12 protein-coding genes are annotated in these 13,583 nt (G+C 73.2%); 3 read left to right on the top strand and 9 right to left on the bottom strand.

The annotated features are described in order from the left end of the window. Positions 1–113: 113 nt before the first annotated feature. From C1A33_RS24205 to C1A33_RS24195, 3 genes are all read right to left on the bottom strand, one after another. The gene (locus C1A33_RS24205) at positions 114–1,166 is read right to left on the bottom strand and encodes a methyltransferase (protein ID WP_207770471.1); all 1,053 of its coding nucleotides are present in this window, start codon (positions 1,164–1,166) and stop codon (positions 114–116) included. A gap of 135 nt (positions 1,167–1,301) precedes the next feature. Further along, positions 1,302–1,901: a GNAT family N-acetyltransferase gene (locus tag C1A33_RS24200; RefSeq protein ID WP_101833627.1), complete on the bottom strand. Its 600-nt coding sequence runs from the start codon at positions 1,899–1,901 to the stop codon at positions 1,302–1,304. Continuing rightward, positions 1,898–3,124 (bottom strand): helix-turn-helix transcriptional regulator, encoded by a 1,227-nt coding sequence (locus C1A33_RS24195; protein ID WP_101833626.1) that lies wholly within the window; start codon positions 3,122–3,124, stop codon positions 1,898–1,900. Before C1A33_RS24195 ends, C1A33_RS24200 begins: the two co-directional genes overlap by 4 nt. Positions 3,125–3,303: 179 nt before the next feature. Between C1A33_RS24195 and C1A33_RS24190 the strand changes: the two genes are divergently transcribed. Next, positions 3,304–3,783, top strand: a complete 480-nt coding sequence (locus C1A33_RS24190; RefSeq protein ID WP_133150808.1) for a hypothetical protein — start codon at positions 3,304–3,306, stop codon at positions 3,781–3,783. A gap of 59 nt (positions 3,784–3,842) precedes the next feature. On the opposite strand, the gene C1A33_RS24185 is transcribed toward C1A33_RS24190, so the two are convergent. Next, positions 3,843–4,742: an alpha/beta fold hydrolase gene (locus tag C1A33_RS24185; protein WP_101833624.1), complete on the bottom strand. Its 900-nt coding sequence runs from the start codon at positions 4,740–4,742 to the stop codon at positions 3,843–3,845. Then, positions 4,739–5,593, bottom strand: a complete 855-nt coding sequence (locus C1A33_RS35230; RefSeq protein WP_207770470.1) for an NUDIX hydrolase — start codon at positions 5,591–5,593, stop codon at positions 4,739–4,741. Before C1A33_RS35230 ends, C1A33_RS24185 begins: the two co-directional genes overlap by 4 nt. A 190-nt stretch (positions 5,594–5,783) precedes the next feature. Between C1A33_RS35230 and C1A33_RS24175 the strand changes: the two genes are divergently transcribed. Next, on the top strand, positions 5,784–6,548 hold the full coding sequence (locus C1A33_RS24175; RefSeq protein ID WP_101833622.1) for an SDR family NAD(P)-dependent oxidoreductase: 765 nt from the start codon (positions 5,784–5,786) through the stop codon (positions 6,546–6,548). 69 nt (positions 6,549–6,617) lie between these two features. On the opposite strand, the gene C1A33_RS24170 is transcribed toward C1A33_RS24175, so the two are convergent. Next, on the bottom strand, positions 6,618–7,820 hold the full coding sequence (locus C1A33_RS24170) for a thiolase family protein (RefSeq protein WP_101833621.1): 1,203 nt from the start codon (positions 7,818–7,820) through the stop codon (positions 6,618–6,620). Positions 7,821–7,882: 62 nt separating this feature from the next. Next, the gene (locus C1A33_RS24165; RefSeq protein WP_101833620.1) at positions 7,883–8,287 is read right to left on the bottom strand and encodes a Zn-ribbon domain-containing OB-fold protein; all 405 of its coding nucleotides are present in this window, start codon (positions 8,285–8,287) and stop codon (positions 7,883–7,885) included. Between the two features lie 281 nt (positions 8,288–8,568). Here C1A33_RS24165 and C1A33_RS24160 point away from each other — a divergent pair, with 281 nt between their 5' ends. Continuing rightward, positions 8,569–9,459, top strand: a complete 891-nt coding sequence (locus C1A33_RS24160; RefSeq protein WP_101833619.1) for an SDR family oxidoreductase — start codon at positions 8,569–8,571, stop codon at positions 9,457–9,459. A 160-nt stretch (positions 9,460–9,619) separates the two neighbouring features. On the opposite strand, the gene C1A33_RS24155 is transcribed toward C1A33_RS24160, so the two are convergent. Next, positions 9,620–10,282: a GNAT family N-acetyltransferase gene (locus C1A33_RS24155; protein ID WP_101833618.1), complete on the bottom strand. Its 663-nt coding sequence runs from the start codon at positions 10,280–10,282 to the stop codon at positions 9,620–9,622. 60 nt (positions 10,283–10,342) lie between these two features. Continuing rightward, a complete protein-coding gene (locus C1A33_RS24150) occupies positions 10,343–13,483 on the bottom strand; it encodes an nSTAND1 domain-containing NTPase (RefSeq protein ID WP_101833617.1) in 3,141 nt (1,046 codons plus the stop codon). Between the last annotated feature and the right edge of the window lie 100 nt (positions 13,484–13,583).

Below are 13,583 nucleotides of genomic sequence, written 5' to 3'. Positions count from 1 at the left end.
GGCCAGCGCGGTGCTGTCGTTCTCGCCGTTCGGCTACCAGCTCGTCGGCAGCGTCAGATGTGTATAAGAGACAGGCGGTGGTGGCCATCAGTGCCTCCTCGGTCAACGTCCGCTCAGCCGGGGATGGTGGTCTCGACCACGTGTAGCAGCGGATGGACCGCGGTGACGCCCTCGAGGCGCAGACCGGCGCGCTCGACGAGCGCGCTCACACCGGCGCGGGTGTGCCGGCGGCCGTTGGTGTTGAGCAGGAACAGCAGGTCGATCCCGGTCGCGTAGCGGATCTCCGGGCTGTCGTCGACCAGGTTCGTGATGACGAGCACGCGGCTGCCAGGCCGGCCGGCGCGCACCGCGTTGCGCAGCGCGGTCACCGTCAGCTCGTCATCCCATTCGAGGATGCTCTTGAACTGGTAGACGTCCGCCTCGACCGGGATCTCCTCCAGGCAGCTGCCCGCCACCACCCGGGACCGCCCGGCCAGCGCGCCGTCGGCGCGCAGCCGCGGATCCGGGTTCGCGACGGCGGCCGGGAGGTCGACCAGCGTGCCGTGCAGGTGCGGATGGTGCTCCAGGATCGTCGACAGCGTGTACCCCCGGCCGCCGCCGACATCGGCGAAGGTCTTCACCCCGCTCAGGTCCAGCGATTCGGCGATCGCGTCCGAGGTGATGCGGCTGAGTTCGGTCTGGGAACGGTTGAAGACCTCGGTCGACTCCTGCCATTCCCTGTGGAGATGCGTGAAGAACGGGGCGCCGTACCGCTCGTCGAAATGACCGCGCCCGGTGCGGACGGCCTCCTCGAGGTCCGGCCAGAGCTCCCAGACCCACGGCTCGGTGACCCACAGGACCCAGTTCCGCAGGCTGTGCGGATCGTCCTCCCGCAGCAGCCGGGACGTGGGCGTGTGCGCGATGCCGCCCGCGGTCTCCTCGAACACCCCGTAGCTGCGCAGATTGCGCAGCAGCCGCTCCAGTACGGCCGCGTCGACGTCAAGGCCCTTCGCCAGCTGGTCGATCGGGACGGGGGTGTCGCCGATCTCGTCGGCGAGCCGGATCCGCAGTACGGTCCGCAGCGCCGCCGGAACGGCGGAGGCGAGCGAGAGATCGCGCAGGAGCGTGATGGGCGACGGACCCTCACTCCCACCGGCAACGGACAGCGTGCTTTTGACGAGAGCCACCTTTTCTCCTCTCTCGGGCGGATCCGGACCGCGGCGGGACTCCGATCGTCCGGCCGCGGTCGGTTCCGCGCGAGGACAGCAACTGCGGCGGGCCGCTTCCGCGTCAGATGCTGAGGTGCGCCGTTATAGGAGCACTCAACCGTCGCTGAGGAGTCGCCGCCACCTGGGTCCGCCGTCGACGGCGGGCCGCGCGCTCCAGTCGGCGCGGGTGAGGGCGTAGATGTGGCGGGGGTTTCCGTTGCGGACGGTGGCTTCGGCGAAGGAAAGGCCGAGTTTCTCGGCGACGCGGATAGACGCCGCGTTCTCGGGATGGATGATGGAGATGACGCGGTCCGCGTCGACGTGGGTGAAGGCGTATTCGACGGCGGCGGCGCCGCCCTCCGTCGCCAGACCCTGCCCCCATCGCTCGGGGCATATCGTCCAGGCCGCCTCCAGACCGGGCCAGCCGTGCTCGCGGTAAAGGCCGGCGCGGCCGACGAACTCGCCGGTCACCCGGTCATGCGCCAGCCACATGCCGAAGCCGTTCAGCGCCCAGTGGCCGATCTGGTGGGCGAACATGTTCCACACCGCGGACTCGCTGCCGGGGGAGCCGGTGTAGCGGCTCATCTCGGATTGCAGGGCCATCCGGGTGTACGCGGGAATGTCGCGGGCCTCCCAGCCGCGCAGGACCAGCCGCCTGGTGCGCACGACAGGCACCCCGGCGACGGGAACCGACTCGCCGATGTCGAGGGTCACCGTTCCATCAAAGCCCGCCGACCCGTCGCCGTGAGCTGTTCGCGGAAGTCGGTCACCTCCGGAATCGCGCGGTAGGGCGCCAGATCGGCCGCGAGGCGGGCCACCCGGCTGACGAGGCTGTGGGTGGGGCTCGCGGTCAGCAGCGCCAGGGTGCGCCCGCCGAGCGCCGCCGCCTCGGCGGGTTCTGGCTGGTCACGGCACAGCAGGGTGGTCGCGAGGACGAGCAGGGCGTGCCCGTGGTCCTCGAAGCCGACGGCCCGGCCGCTGTCGAACGCGTCGACGGCGTCGCGGGCGATCGGCTCGACCTCGCGGCCGCGGCCGAAGCGGGCGAGCAGGCCGGCGCTGAACCACTCGGCGTTCGCGGCGCCGAACGGCGAGCTGCCGGGACGGGGCTGCGTCTCGACGGTGGCGTGCCGCATCCGGGTGAGCGCCGCGTGGGTGCCGTCCAGGTCCCCGAGCGCGGCCAACGCCCGCGCCTCGTAGGCGGCGAGGCGGGCGCGGGTGTACGGATGGTCCGGCGCCCGGCGGGCGGCGTCGACGGCCGCGGTGTGCTGGCCGCCGTAGAACGCCAGCGTGGCGGACATCGCCGCGACGGACGCGGCGAGCACCGGTTCGTCGATCTGGTCGGCGTGGTCGCTGGCCTGGGTGACGAAGCGCCGCGACGAGGAGTGGTCGCCGAGGTTGAACGCGAGGCGGGAGAGCATGTACGCCGAATAGCCGGCGATCGCGGTCAGCTTCGCCTGCGCCCGTGCCTTGGCGCCGGTGTCGAGCAGCGCCTCGGCGGACGTCCACGTCCGGTAGACCCGCGGGGCGAGCACGGCGTGCGGGGTGGTGGTGAACACGGCCGCGTGCTGGTCGATCGCGTCGTCGAGCTCGGCGAGGGTCAGCGCGTCCGGGCCGATCCGGGTCCGCCGCCGGTAGGTCTCCGCGGCGATCAGCCCCGCCGCGGAGAGCTCGAACATCTGCCGCCTGTTCGTGGCCGCCTCCCTGTCGTCGAGCCTGTCGCCCAACCGCGCCTGCCAGGCCTGGAGTTCGCCGCCGGTCTGCCAGAACTCGTCGAGGGCGCCGCACAGGTCCGCGGACGGAAGGTCCCCGTTCTCGGCCTTGGAAATCCGGGTGCGATGAAATCCAATTCGCCGACTGAGTGTGTCCTGGCTCATCCGTCCACGAAGTTGTCGGATGCGCCGGCCAAGCTTCGTGGCGTCGGCCTCGTCCTCGTCCACCGCACTGTCCCTTCCCGGTTTGCCCGGGTGACCGACGGGATCGGCGTAGTGCGGCACAGAGCACGGCACAGCACAGATCGCGCGCACGTCTGGTGTTCTCCCGGTCGCGTCCGCAGACTTCTGCTTGTCGGAAAGGTAACCGGACCGCGACTCATATGGATTGATTTCCAGGAGGACACGTGTCGTCCGTTGTTCGGCTGGGCCGTCCCGTAGGCGGGGCCTGGCCGGCCCACCTGACCGCCGCGCACCAGCTATCGCCCCATGTCGCCCGACCCCCTGGAGAGACGGCCGTGCCCTGGCGGACCACCCCCGTCGCCCCCGCCCTCGCCTTCGGCAGACAGGCCGGCGACGTGCTGGTGCGCTACGAGTTCGCCGGCACCGAGAACGAGATCCGGCTGAGCGCCGCGCTGTGGCGGGACCTGACCGGCGCGATCCGGGACGGGCGTCTCGGCGGCGGGCTCGGCGACGAGTGGACGGCCTGGACCCCGACCGTGGGCCTCGCGGCGCTGCGCGAGGGGCACGTGCACCTGCGCCACGGCCCCGGCAACCAGGTGGAGGAACGGCTGCCCGAGTCGGTGTGGCAGCAGCTCGCGGCGGCGGTCCGCTCCCGCGCCGTCGATGAGCTGCCCGTCATCACGAGCGCCGAGGCGGCGCCCTGACCTCGCGCCCGCCCGCGCACCGGACCCGGCGGGAACGCGCGAGCGGGCGTGGCGGTCGGTCAGGAACGGGCCAGGGCCTCGCGGATGATGGCGGCCAGCGGCAGGGGAGAGTCGCTCTGGACCGAGTGGCCGGCGCCGGGGACGACGTGGACCTGGGCCGACGGGCTGCGGCGGACGAACTCCTCGGCGTCCTCGTCGGCGGTGAAGATCGACGCCCCGCCACGGACCAGTGTCAGCGGAACCTTCGCGGCGGAGACGTCCTCCCACAGCGTGGCGAACCCGTCGCCGCCCGAGAGCCGGTCGTAGCGCCACTCCCAGCGGCCGTCCGGCCGCCGGCGGGTGTTGTGCAGGACGCCGCGGCGGATGTTCGACAGCGGGCGATGCGGCGCCGCGGCGGCGGTGAGCTTGACGATCTCCTCGAAGGTGGCGAAGCTGGCCGGGCCCTCGACCAGGGCGGTCGTGCCGCGCTCGGCCCGGGTCATCGACGGCTGGCGCAGGCCGACGGACGGCGTCACATCAACGATCACGCCGCGGCGGACGAGATCGGGGGCGATCGCCGTCAGCCGGATCGTGGTCAGGCCACCGAGCGACATGCCGACCACCGCGTCGGCCACCGGCGCCCACGCGCGCAGCACGGGATCGACCGCCTCGGCGGCCCGCCAGGCCATGTAGTCGCGGTCGGCGCGCCAGTCGGAGTGGCCGTGACCGGGCAGGTCGACGGCGAGCGCCGGCAGCCCGAGAGCGAGGATGACCGTGTCCCAGGTGTGCGCGTTCTGGGCGCCGCCGTGCAGGAAGACGACCTTCGGCGGCTCGTCGCCCCACAGCAGCGCGCTGGCCTTCTGGCCGCCGCCGACATCCGTCGACACCCGGCGCACGGTCGGCTGCCCACCCCAGGGGATGCCGGCCTCGTCGGCGTTCTCCCGCAGCAGGGCGAACTCGTCGTCCTCGTACCTGGTCAAGATTCCTCCCCGCGAAGTCCGGCCGCGCGATGTCCGGCCGCGGCGGCCGTGAGCAGTCTGACCAGCAGCGAGCCGGTGGTACCCCAGCCGACGGCGTCGCCGCCGACGGTGAAGAACGGCTGCGCCAGGCGCACGTTTCCCATCAGTGCCTCGTACCAGTGCGCGTCCTCACGCGCCAGATCCGCGAGCGGGACGCTGAACGCCCGCTCCAGTTCCGCGCGGTCGATCAGGAGCGCGGGCCGCGCCGGCAGCAGGCCGACGAACGGTGCGATCACGAATCCCGACTGGGTGGCGACCATGTCGAGTGACCCGATGACCTCCACGTCCGCGGCGGGCACGCCGATCTCCTCCCACACCTCCCGCAGGGCGCCGTCGACCGGCTCCTCCCCGGGCTGCAGGACGCCGCCCGGGAACGCGATGTCACCCCGGTGTGTCCCGGCGGTCCGCGACCGCTCGATCAGCACGACGTGGGCGTCGTCCGCCCGGCCACCGTCCACGGGGCAGGCGACCGCACCGGCGTCGTCCGCGGGGGAGCCGGCCGCGTCGGCACCGGCCGTTGCGGTGCCGCTGGCGACCGGGGAGCCCGGGTGCACGAGCAGGACGATGGCCGAGCGCCGGCTGGCGGCTACGACCGGTGCCGCGGGCCGGCCGGGCGGGACCGCGGCGAATCCACGACGCACGTCGGCCATGGACGGGCGCCACCCGAGGGCGGCCAGTGGGGCCCAGGACGGCCGCGGATCAGGCGTGAGACGCGGCCCTCCGCCGTAGCGAAGATGGCTCGGCAGCCCGGCGGACGCCGGATCGTCCGCATCACCCAGGAAGGAGATCCCCGGGTCCGTGGGCCGCGACACCCTTCGGACGCTACCACCCTCCAGCAATAAGGACACTGTTCCGCACATATGCCCTGGTGTTCGGAGCGCATGGACCCTGCTGAGGAGCGCATGGACCCTGTCGAGGGGATTCGGCATCGTTGGCGACTGGAACGACTCCGGCGATAGCTTCCACCCTGGCGACCGATTCGGGCGGTGGAGCGGAGGCACGGTGGGGACGCAGCTGCAGGGCCGGACGGCGATCGTCACCGGCGCTGGCCAGGGCCTCGGGCGAGCCATCGCGCTGGCGCTCGGCGATCGCGGCGCCAACATCGTCATCAACGGGCGTACGAAGGCCAAGCTCGACCCGGTGGTCGCGGAGCTCGCCACGCGCGGCACCCGGGCCGTCGCGGTCGCCGCCGACGTGGCCCGGCGGGCGGACGTCGACGCGACCGTCGCCGTCGCCGTCGACGCGTTCGGCGGCGTGGACATCCTCGTCAACAACGCGCAGGCCACCGCCCCGCCCGCGCGCCTGACCGCACTCGACGACGAGACGTTCGACCTCTACTTCGGCAGTGGGGCGCGCGGCACGCTCTACGCGATGCAGGCCTGCCATCCCGTGATGAAGCAGCGCGGCGGCGGCTGCGTCGTGAACTTCGGCTCGTCGACGGCGATCATCGGCGACGTCGGGTTCGGCCCGTACGTGATGACGAAGGAGGCGATCCGCGGCCTGAGCCGGGTCGCGGCGCGCGAGTGGGGCCGCGACAACATCCGGGTCAACGTCATCTGCCCGGCGGCGCTCACCCCCGCGGGCCTCGAGTTCCAGGAATCCCATCCCGAGGCGTACCGGGCGATGCTGAAGACCGTGCCGCTCGGCCGGATGGGCGACGAGTCCGCGGACATCGCGAACGCCGTCGCCGCGCTCGTCGGCGACGACTTCCGGTACCTGACCGGCGCCACGCTCATGCTTGACGGCGGTCGGCTGCTCTTCCCCTAGGCTGGGCCACCGGGAGGCGGGAGCCGGCGATGGCCGGCCCGCGCCCCCCGGTGTCGGTGCGGGACGCAGTCAGGCCGCGGCCTTCTCCAGGATGTGCACACCACACGCGCTGCCGATGCCGATGACGTGCGCGAGGCCGACCCGGGCACCCTCGATCTGGCGGTCGCCGGCCTCACCGCGCAGGTGGGTGGCGACCTCCCAGATGTTCGCGATTCCGGTCGCGGACACCGGGTGGCCCTTCGACTCCAGACCGCCGGAGACGTTGACGGGCGTGCTGCCGTCCCGCCAGGTGGCACCGGAGTTGAAGAAGTCGACCGCGTTGCCCGGCTCGCACAGCTTGAGGTTGTCGTAGTGCACCAGCTCCGCGGTGGCGAAGCAGTCGTGCAGCTCGACGAGGTCGAGGTCCTCCGGGCCGACGCCGGCGGCCTCGTAGGCCTGCTCGGCCGCCCGCCGGGTGAGCGTGTTCACGTCCGGCAGGACCTGGCAGGCCTCCTGCCACGGGTCGCTGGTCAGCACCGAGGCGCTGATCTTGACGGCCCGGCGCTGCTGCTCGGGGGACAGCGTGCGCAGGTACCGCTCGCTGACGACCACGGCCGCCGCGCCACCGTCGCAGTTCGCGGAGCACATCGCCCGCGTGTTCGGGTAGGAGACCATGACGTCGTTCATGATCTGGTCGAGGGTGAACCGCTTCTGGTACGAGGCCAGCGGGTTCAGCGTCGAGTGGGCGTGGTTCTTCTCCGAGATCCGCGCGAACAGCTCGAAGCTGGTGCCGCCGTAGCGGTGGCCGTACTCCATGCCGACCTGCGCGAACACGCCCGGCATCGTCTCGGTGCCGATGCGGCCGTCGAGCGGGGCGACGGCGCCCTGGCGGCCCTCGGGGGTCCAGGTGTCCGCGTCGGCGGCACGGGTGTTGCCGCCGAGCAGGCCCGCTCCCGAGAGCTTCTCCACACCGACGGCCATGCCGACATCGGTCTCGCCGGCCTTGATCGCCATGATGGCCACCCGCAGCGCGGTGGCTCCCGTGGCACAGGCGTTCGCCACGTTGAACACCGGGATGCCCGTCTGGCCGATCTGCTTCTGCAGCTCCTGGCCGAAACCGGCGGCGTTGCCGATCAGGTTGCCGGCGCCCAGCACGCCGACGTCACGCATGGTGAGGCCGGCGTCGCGCAGCGCGCCGCGGGCGGCCTGGGCGCCGAGGTCGAGCGTGTCGAGCGTCTTGTGCTTACCAAACTTGGTCATGTGGATACCGAGGATCCACACATTGTCCGTCATGGACGTCTCCTGTCTCGCCTGAACCGTGCCTGATCCGGTGGGGTACCGACTGCCTGGCGGAATCAGGCGACGGGCTCGAAGCCGAAGCCGACCGCCTCCACGCCCGCGGCGTCCGTGCCCACCGTGGTCAGCGCCAGCCGCACCTTCATCCCGAGGCGCACGTGCTCCGGATCGGGCGGCGTGTTCACGATGTTGGCGCGCACGCTGGTGCCGCCGCAGTCGACGACGGCGGCCACGAACGGCACGGCGATACCGGGAGCCGCGAAGCTGACGATCGTGAACGTGCGCAGCTCGCCCTCGGTCGGCACGTCCACGGTGCGGAACTCCTCGCCCTCGCAGGACGCGCAGGCGATGCGGTGGTCGAAGAAGTGGGCCTGACAGCTGACGCACTCCTGCGCGGCGAGATGCGCGGAGCCGTCGGGACCGTCGAGCACCAGATAGTCGACGAGGGGTACCTGCTTGCTCACGTGTCCGTCCTCCAGATCGAACCGGGGCGCGTGCGGCGCCCGCCCACGCACCCCGCGCGCCGGCTGGTGTTCCGGCTGGTGTCGAGGTACCGGCCCCCCGCCTGGGGGTGGGGAAAGTGCCTGCTCCGTAGGCCCGGATCGTATTCACAAGCCCGGTCGAGGCGCATTCGATGCGGATGGGGCAGGCCGTCAGCGGTCCGCGCCGGCCGTGACCAGTCCTTGCGGCCGGTGAGAGCGCTCTGTTATTGAGGCTGGAGGGATCGGGCGAGGAGGAGCGGGCGATGGGCGCACTGGACGGGCGGGTCGCCGTCATCACCGGGGCGGGTCGCGGGATCGGACGGGAGCACGCGCTGCTGTTCGCCCAGGAGGGCGCCCGGGTCGTGGTCAACGACCTCGGTGGCGCCCCCGACGGCACGGGCGCCGACGCCGGCCCGGCCCAGCAGGTGGTCGAGGAGATCCGCGCGGCCGGCGGCGAGGCGGTCGCGAACGGCGACGACGTGACCGACGCCGACGGCGCCGAGCGGCTCGTGCGGACCGCGCTGGACACGTTCGGCGACCTGCACGTCCTGGTCAACAACGCCGGCATCCTGCGCGACCGGCAGCTGGTCAACATGTCCGACGAGGAGTGGGACGCCGTCATCCGCGTGCACCTGCGCGGCCACTTCATGCCGCTGCGCGCGGCCGCCCGCTACTGGCGGGACGCGGCGAAGGCCGGCCGCGAGCTGCGGCCCGCGGTGATCAACACGTCCTCGACGTCCGGCCTGTTCGGCAACTTCGGGCAGACGAACTACGGCGCCGCCAAGTCGGGCATCGCCTCGCTGACCCACATCGCCCAGCTGGAGCTCGACCGTTTCGGCGTCCGCCTGAACGCGATCGCCCCGGCGGCGCGCACGCGGCTCACCGAGAGCCTGTCCGGCGAGGCGAAGCCGGACGAGTTCGGCTTCGATCCGGACGACCCGGCGAACATCGCGCCGTTCGTCGCCTACCTGGCGACGGCGGACTGCCCGCTGCGGGGCCGGTCGTTCTTCGTCCACGGCGGCAGCGTCCAGCTGTTCCAGCCCTGGGCCCTCATCGACGGGATCGAGACCGACCACCGCTGGACCGTCGCGGAGCTGCAGGAGCGGGCCGGGCGCCTCGCCGACGTCCCGTTCGAGCTCAACCTGCCCTGGTAACGCGCTGACCTGGATGCGCGCGGCCGCCGGGTGACGGGCCCGCAGGACGGGCCGGACGATTTCTGGCGGGCGGTCGCCGCCGCCGGGCGGGAAGCGGCCGTGACGACCTGAGCCGAGCCGAGCCGAGTCGGGTCCGGGCTGGGCGGGCCGGGCCGGGCGATCAGGGGCGCGGCTCCCGGACGGCCGGTGAAGGGGACGCGGCTGCCCGGCCGGGGGACAGCGTGGCGGTCCAGGCGCGGGATAAGGAGGGCAGGGATGGTGCGGACGCCCGGGCGCGGGCGTACCACTCGGCGCGGCTGATCGCGTAGACGTTGCTGGCCCGCCAGGGCCCGACGTCCGCGACGCCGCGGAACGTCATTCCGAGCCGGTGGGCGATCGCGTTCATCCCGGCGTTGTCGCGATGGGTGGTGGTGATCAGCTCGTCCACCCCCAGCCGCTCGAAGCCGAAGGCGAGCGACGCGCGGACCGCCTCGGTGCCCAGGCCGTGCCCCCAGTGGTCACGGCGGATCGACACGGCCACCTCGATCCCCGGCCAGCCCTCCCCGACGTAGGCGCCGGCGCGGCCCAGGAACTCGCCACTGCCCCGTTCCTCCACCGCCCACATGCCGTGCCCGCGTAGCGCCCACATGCCGATGAGATGCGTGATCAGGCGTTCCGTCGCGGCCGCGCCGATGGGTCCGTCCAGGTAGCGCATGGTCTGCGGATCGGCGTTCATGGCCGCGTAGGGGCGCAGGTCCGCGGGCCGCCAGCCGCGCAGGACCAGCCGGGAGGTGATGACCGTCGGTATCTCGAAGCGGGCGGGAACGCCGTATGTCAACGCCATGTTAAAGATGGTCCGCCCGCGCAGGCCCGACGGGAAGCATCGCGCGGCACCGATCGCCGATCACCGCGGGCACGTCCGCTGGAAGGGCAGGCCACGAACGTAGAACTGCCAGGACGAGGCGTCGAGGCCGCCGCCGGCGACCCGGCAGGCCCGCGCGACGATGCCGCCCGTGAGAAAGTCCGCGACCGGATCGAGGCTCCACAGGCGGATGCTGCCGTCATAGGCGCCGGAGGCCAGCAGCGTGCCGTCCGGGGAGAACGCCAGGGACAGCACCGAGCGGCGATGGCCCCGCAGCGGCTCGCCGACGGGGCAGATCCCGCCCGACGTCACCGGGCCCGATCTCACCGGGTCCGACGTCACCGGGTCCGACGCCGACGGCTCCGACGCCGGCGAGCCCGGTGTCGGTACCGATGTCGGGGTCGCGGGTGCGGCGCCCGCGGGGCAGGCGCCACCGGCGGGTACCGCGTGCCACAGGCGCACGCCGTCGCCGGAGTCGGCGCTGGCCAGGATGCTGCCGTCGGGGGAGAAGGCCAACGCCCGCACCGACCCGGTGTCGGTCCGGATCTGACCGAGCGGCCGGCGGCCGCCGTCATCTCCGACCGCGGTGACGTCGATGACGCCGGACTGGCCGTTCTCCTGGGCGCGGCCGGCGCGCAGGTCCCGCCCGTCGGCCTCGATCGTCACCGGCGATCCGGGCTGCCCGACCCGGGCCACCCGCGGGTCGCCGAGACTCGTGCCGGTGCTGGACGTGCCGGTGTTGGACGTGCCGGTGTTGGACGTGCCGGTGATGCCGAGGGGGCGAGGACGTGTGCGGGTGCCGATGTCCCACGCCTGGCGATGGCCGCCGGTGTCGGTGGCGGTCAGGGTGCGGCCGCCGTCGGTGAACGCGACCGTGTCGACGGGGCCGCGCAGCCCGGTGAGCGGCGGGCCGAGCGCGACGGTCTGGCCCCGGACGACCGTCCATAGCTGGACCGACGCGTCCGCCCCGCCGGCGGCCAGCAGATCGGAGCGTGGGGAGAAGGCCACGGCGGTGACCGGATCGCCGCGACTGGCGAGCCCGGCGGGGTCGGTGGCGAGGCTCTGCAGCAGGTTCGCCCGGCTCGCCGGGTCCGGCTGGCCGCCCGCCGCGTGCGGCCCGATCGCCGCGGCGGCGATGCCCAGGCGCAGTGCCAGCGTCGGGTCGGTGTCGCGGACGCCGTCGGCGGACGTCAGCAGCGCGCGGGAGATCGCGGCTCGCTGCGCGTCCTCGGCGGCCTGCTGCGCGGCCCGGGCCCGGTCGGCCTGCCAGTAGGTCGTAACGCCGCCGAGGACGGCCAGCGCGAGCAGCAGGGACAGCCCGATGGTGATGCGCCGGCGCCGAGCCCGGTCCCGGCGGGCCCGGTCCTCGGCCCGCTGGTTGCAGGCGGCGAGGAACTGGCGGCCGAGGCGGTTGAGGTTGACGGCCGGCTCGGCGCCGGCCCGGAACCGGTCGTGGGACCCCCACAGGATGGTCGTCGCGGCGCGCAGCCGGTCGGTGCCCCACAGCGCGTGGTCCTCCTGGCCGTTTACCTGGCCGTTCGCCGGCCCATCGGTGCCGGTGCCGGTGCTGGTGCCGTCCGCGCCGCGCGCCCATTCGGCGGCCGCCCGCTCGACCTGGCCCTCTGCCAGCAGCGCCGCCTCCCGCCCGCGGATCGCCGCGTCCAGGGGCAGCCAGGCGGTCAGCAGCGCCTCGTGGACGACGCCCACGGCCGTGCCGCCGAAGCTGCCGCTGTCGCTCGCCGTGGACAGCAGCCGTTGCTCGACGAAGGTCCCGAGGGCGGTGCGTAGCGCGGCCGAGGACAGTTCGTCGAGGTCGATGCGGCGGCGGGTGCGCCGGCCGGCCTCGTCCAGGGTGGCGAGTTCCGTCATGCTCGCGAGGATGTCCTCGCGGGGAAGGCGGGAGGTGGCGACCGCCTCGTCGAGCACGGCGTCGGCGCGGCGGGCCAGCGCGCCGCGCACCCCGCCGAGCTCGTCGTAGCGCCGTTCGGACAGCCGGCCGCCGCGGGTCTGGCCGCGGGCCAGCTCATGCAGGGTGAAGGCCAGCAGCGGCAGTGCCTCCCCGTCCGCGGTCTCCTCGACCATCCGGCCGACCAGCTCCGGATCGACCGCGAGGCCGGCGACCCGGGCCGGCTCGGTGATCACGACGTGCAGCATGTCGCGCCCGAGCGGGCGCAGCGGGAACGCGTGCAGGTGGGCGTCGCGCAGCTCGGGCACGGCGAACAGCTGGTCCTGGAACTCCGAACGCACCGCGATGACGACCCGGATGGGACCGTCGAGCCCGCGGGAGAGCACCGCGGCGAAGTGCGAGCGGTCCTCGGGCCCGGTGCGGGTGAACAGCTCCTCGCCCTGGTCGACGACGAGCAGCAGCCGGTCGCGCGGGGGACCGGGCACCGCGTCGAGCAGACGTTCGCTGAGTGTGGCGAGGGAACTCGGTTCCCCGCGCAGCCGCCGCAGCGCGTCGGGCGCGTCCCACGGCGCGCCCGCGGTCTCGGCCGCCTTCGCGAGCGCCAGCGCCAGCTTGCGGACGGGGTCGCGGCCCGGCACGAACGGCTCGGCCACCAGCCAGCCCGCCTCACCACCCAGCCGGGCGGCGAGCCCGGCGCCGACCAGCGACGACTTCCCGCAGCCCGAGCCGCCGACGACGAGCAGCAGGCGCCGGTCGCTGAGCGCGCGCAGCCGGTGGGTCAGCCGGCGCAGCTCGTCGTCACGGCCGTAGAAGACCCGGGCCATGTCCCGGGTGAACGGGCTCAGGCCGGGAAACGGCGAGCGCTCCCATGCCCAGCCGAGCCCGCCGGAGGCGTCGACCCGGCGCAGCGCGACGTCCAGATCGCCGATCCAGCCGTCGTCGACCGCGGCGACGACGTGCTGCCGGTCGTCCAGCAGCGGGGAGGTGACTCCCGGCTGGGAGCGCAGCGGCAGCAGCAGACTGCCGACCTCGTGCGCGATGCCGATCTCGTACGCGCACCAGGGGGACGCGTTATAGGCGTCGGTGAGTACGCAGATGACCGCGTCGGCGGCGCGCAGTTCCTGATGCAGACGGTCCTTCCAGAGATCGCCGACCCGGATTCCCTTGCGGATGTCCCGGGCCAGGAATGCCTGGTGCCCTAGATCGGCCAGCTCGCGGTGGATCCGCTCCGCGAACGTGCTGTCGGAGCTGGCATGACTGATGAAGACGCGGGCCACTCCCCATCCCCGGGCAGGCTACGGACGGACTCATTCTGATATTGCGGCGTACGCATATCGCCGCCCCTTCGATACTACGTCGCCCGGCCGGGTCCGCTCC

Origin of the sequence: Frankia canadensis, assembly GCF_900197875.1 — a bacterium.
In the GTDB taxonomy this organism is placed as follows: Bacteria; Actinomycetota; Actinomycetes; order Frankiales; family Frankiaceae; genus Frankia; species Frankia canadensis.
This window is presented reverse-complemented; position numbering and strand designations above follow the sequence as displayed.

Coding starts and splice junctions, on each gene's coding strand:
- C1A33_RS24170 (WP_101833621.1), bottom strand. CDS start 7,820: ATGACGGACAATGTGTGGATCCTCGGTATCCACATGACCAAGTTTGGT.
- C1A33_RS24160 (WP_101833619.1), top strand. CDS start 8,569: ATGGGCGCACTGGACGGGCGGGTCGCCGTCATCACCGGGGCGGGTCGC.
- C1A33_RS24155 (WP_101833618.1), bottom strand. CDS start 10,282: ATGGCGTTGACATACGGCGTTCCCGCCCGCTTCGAGATACCGACGGTC.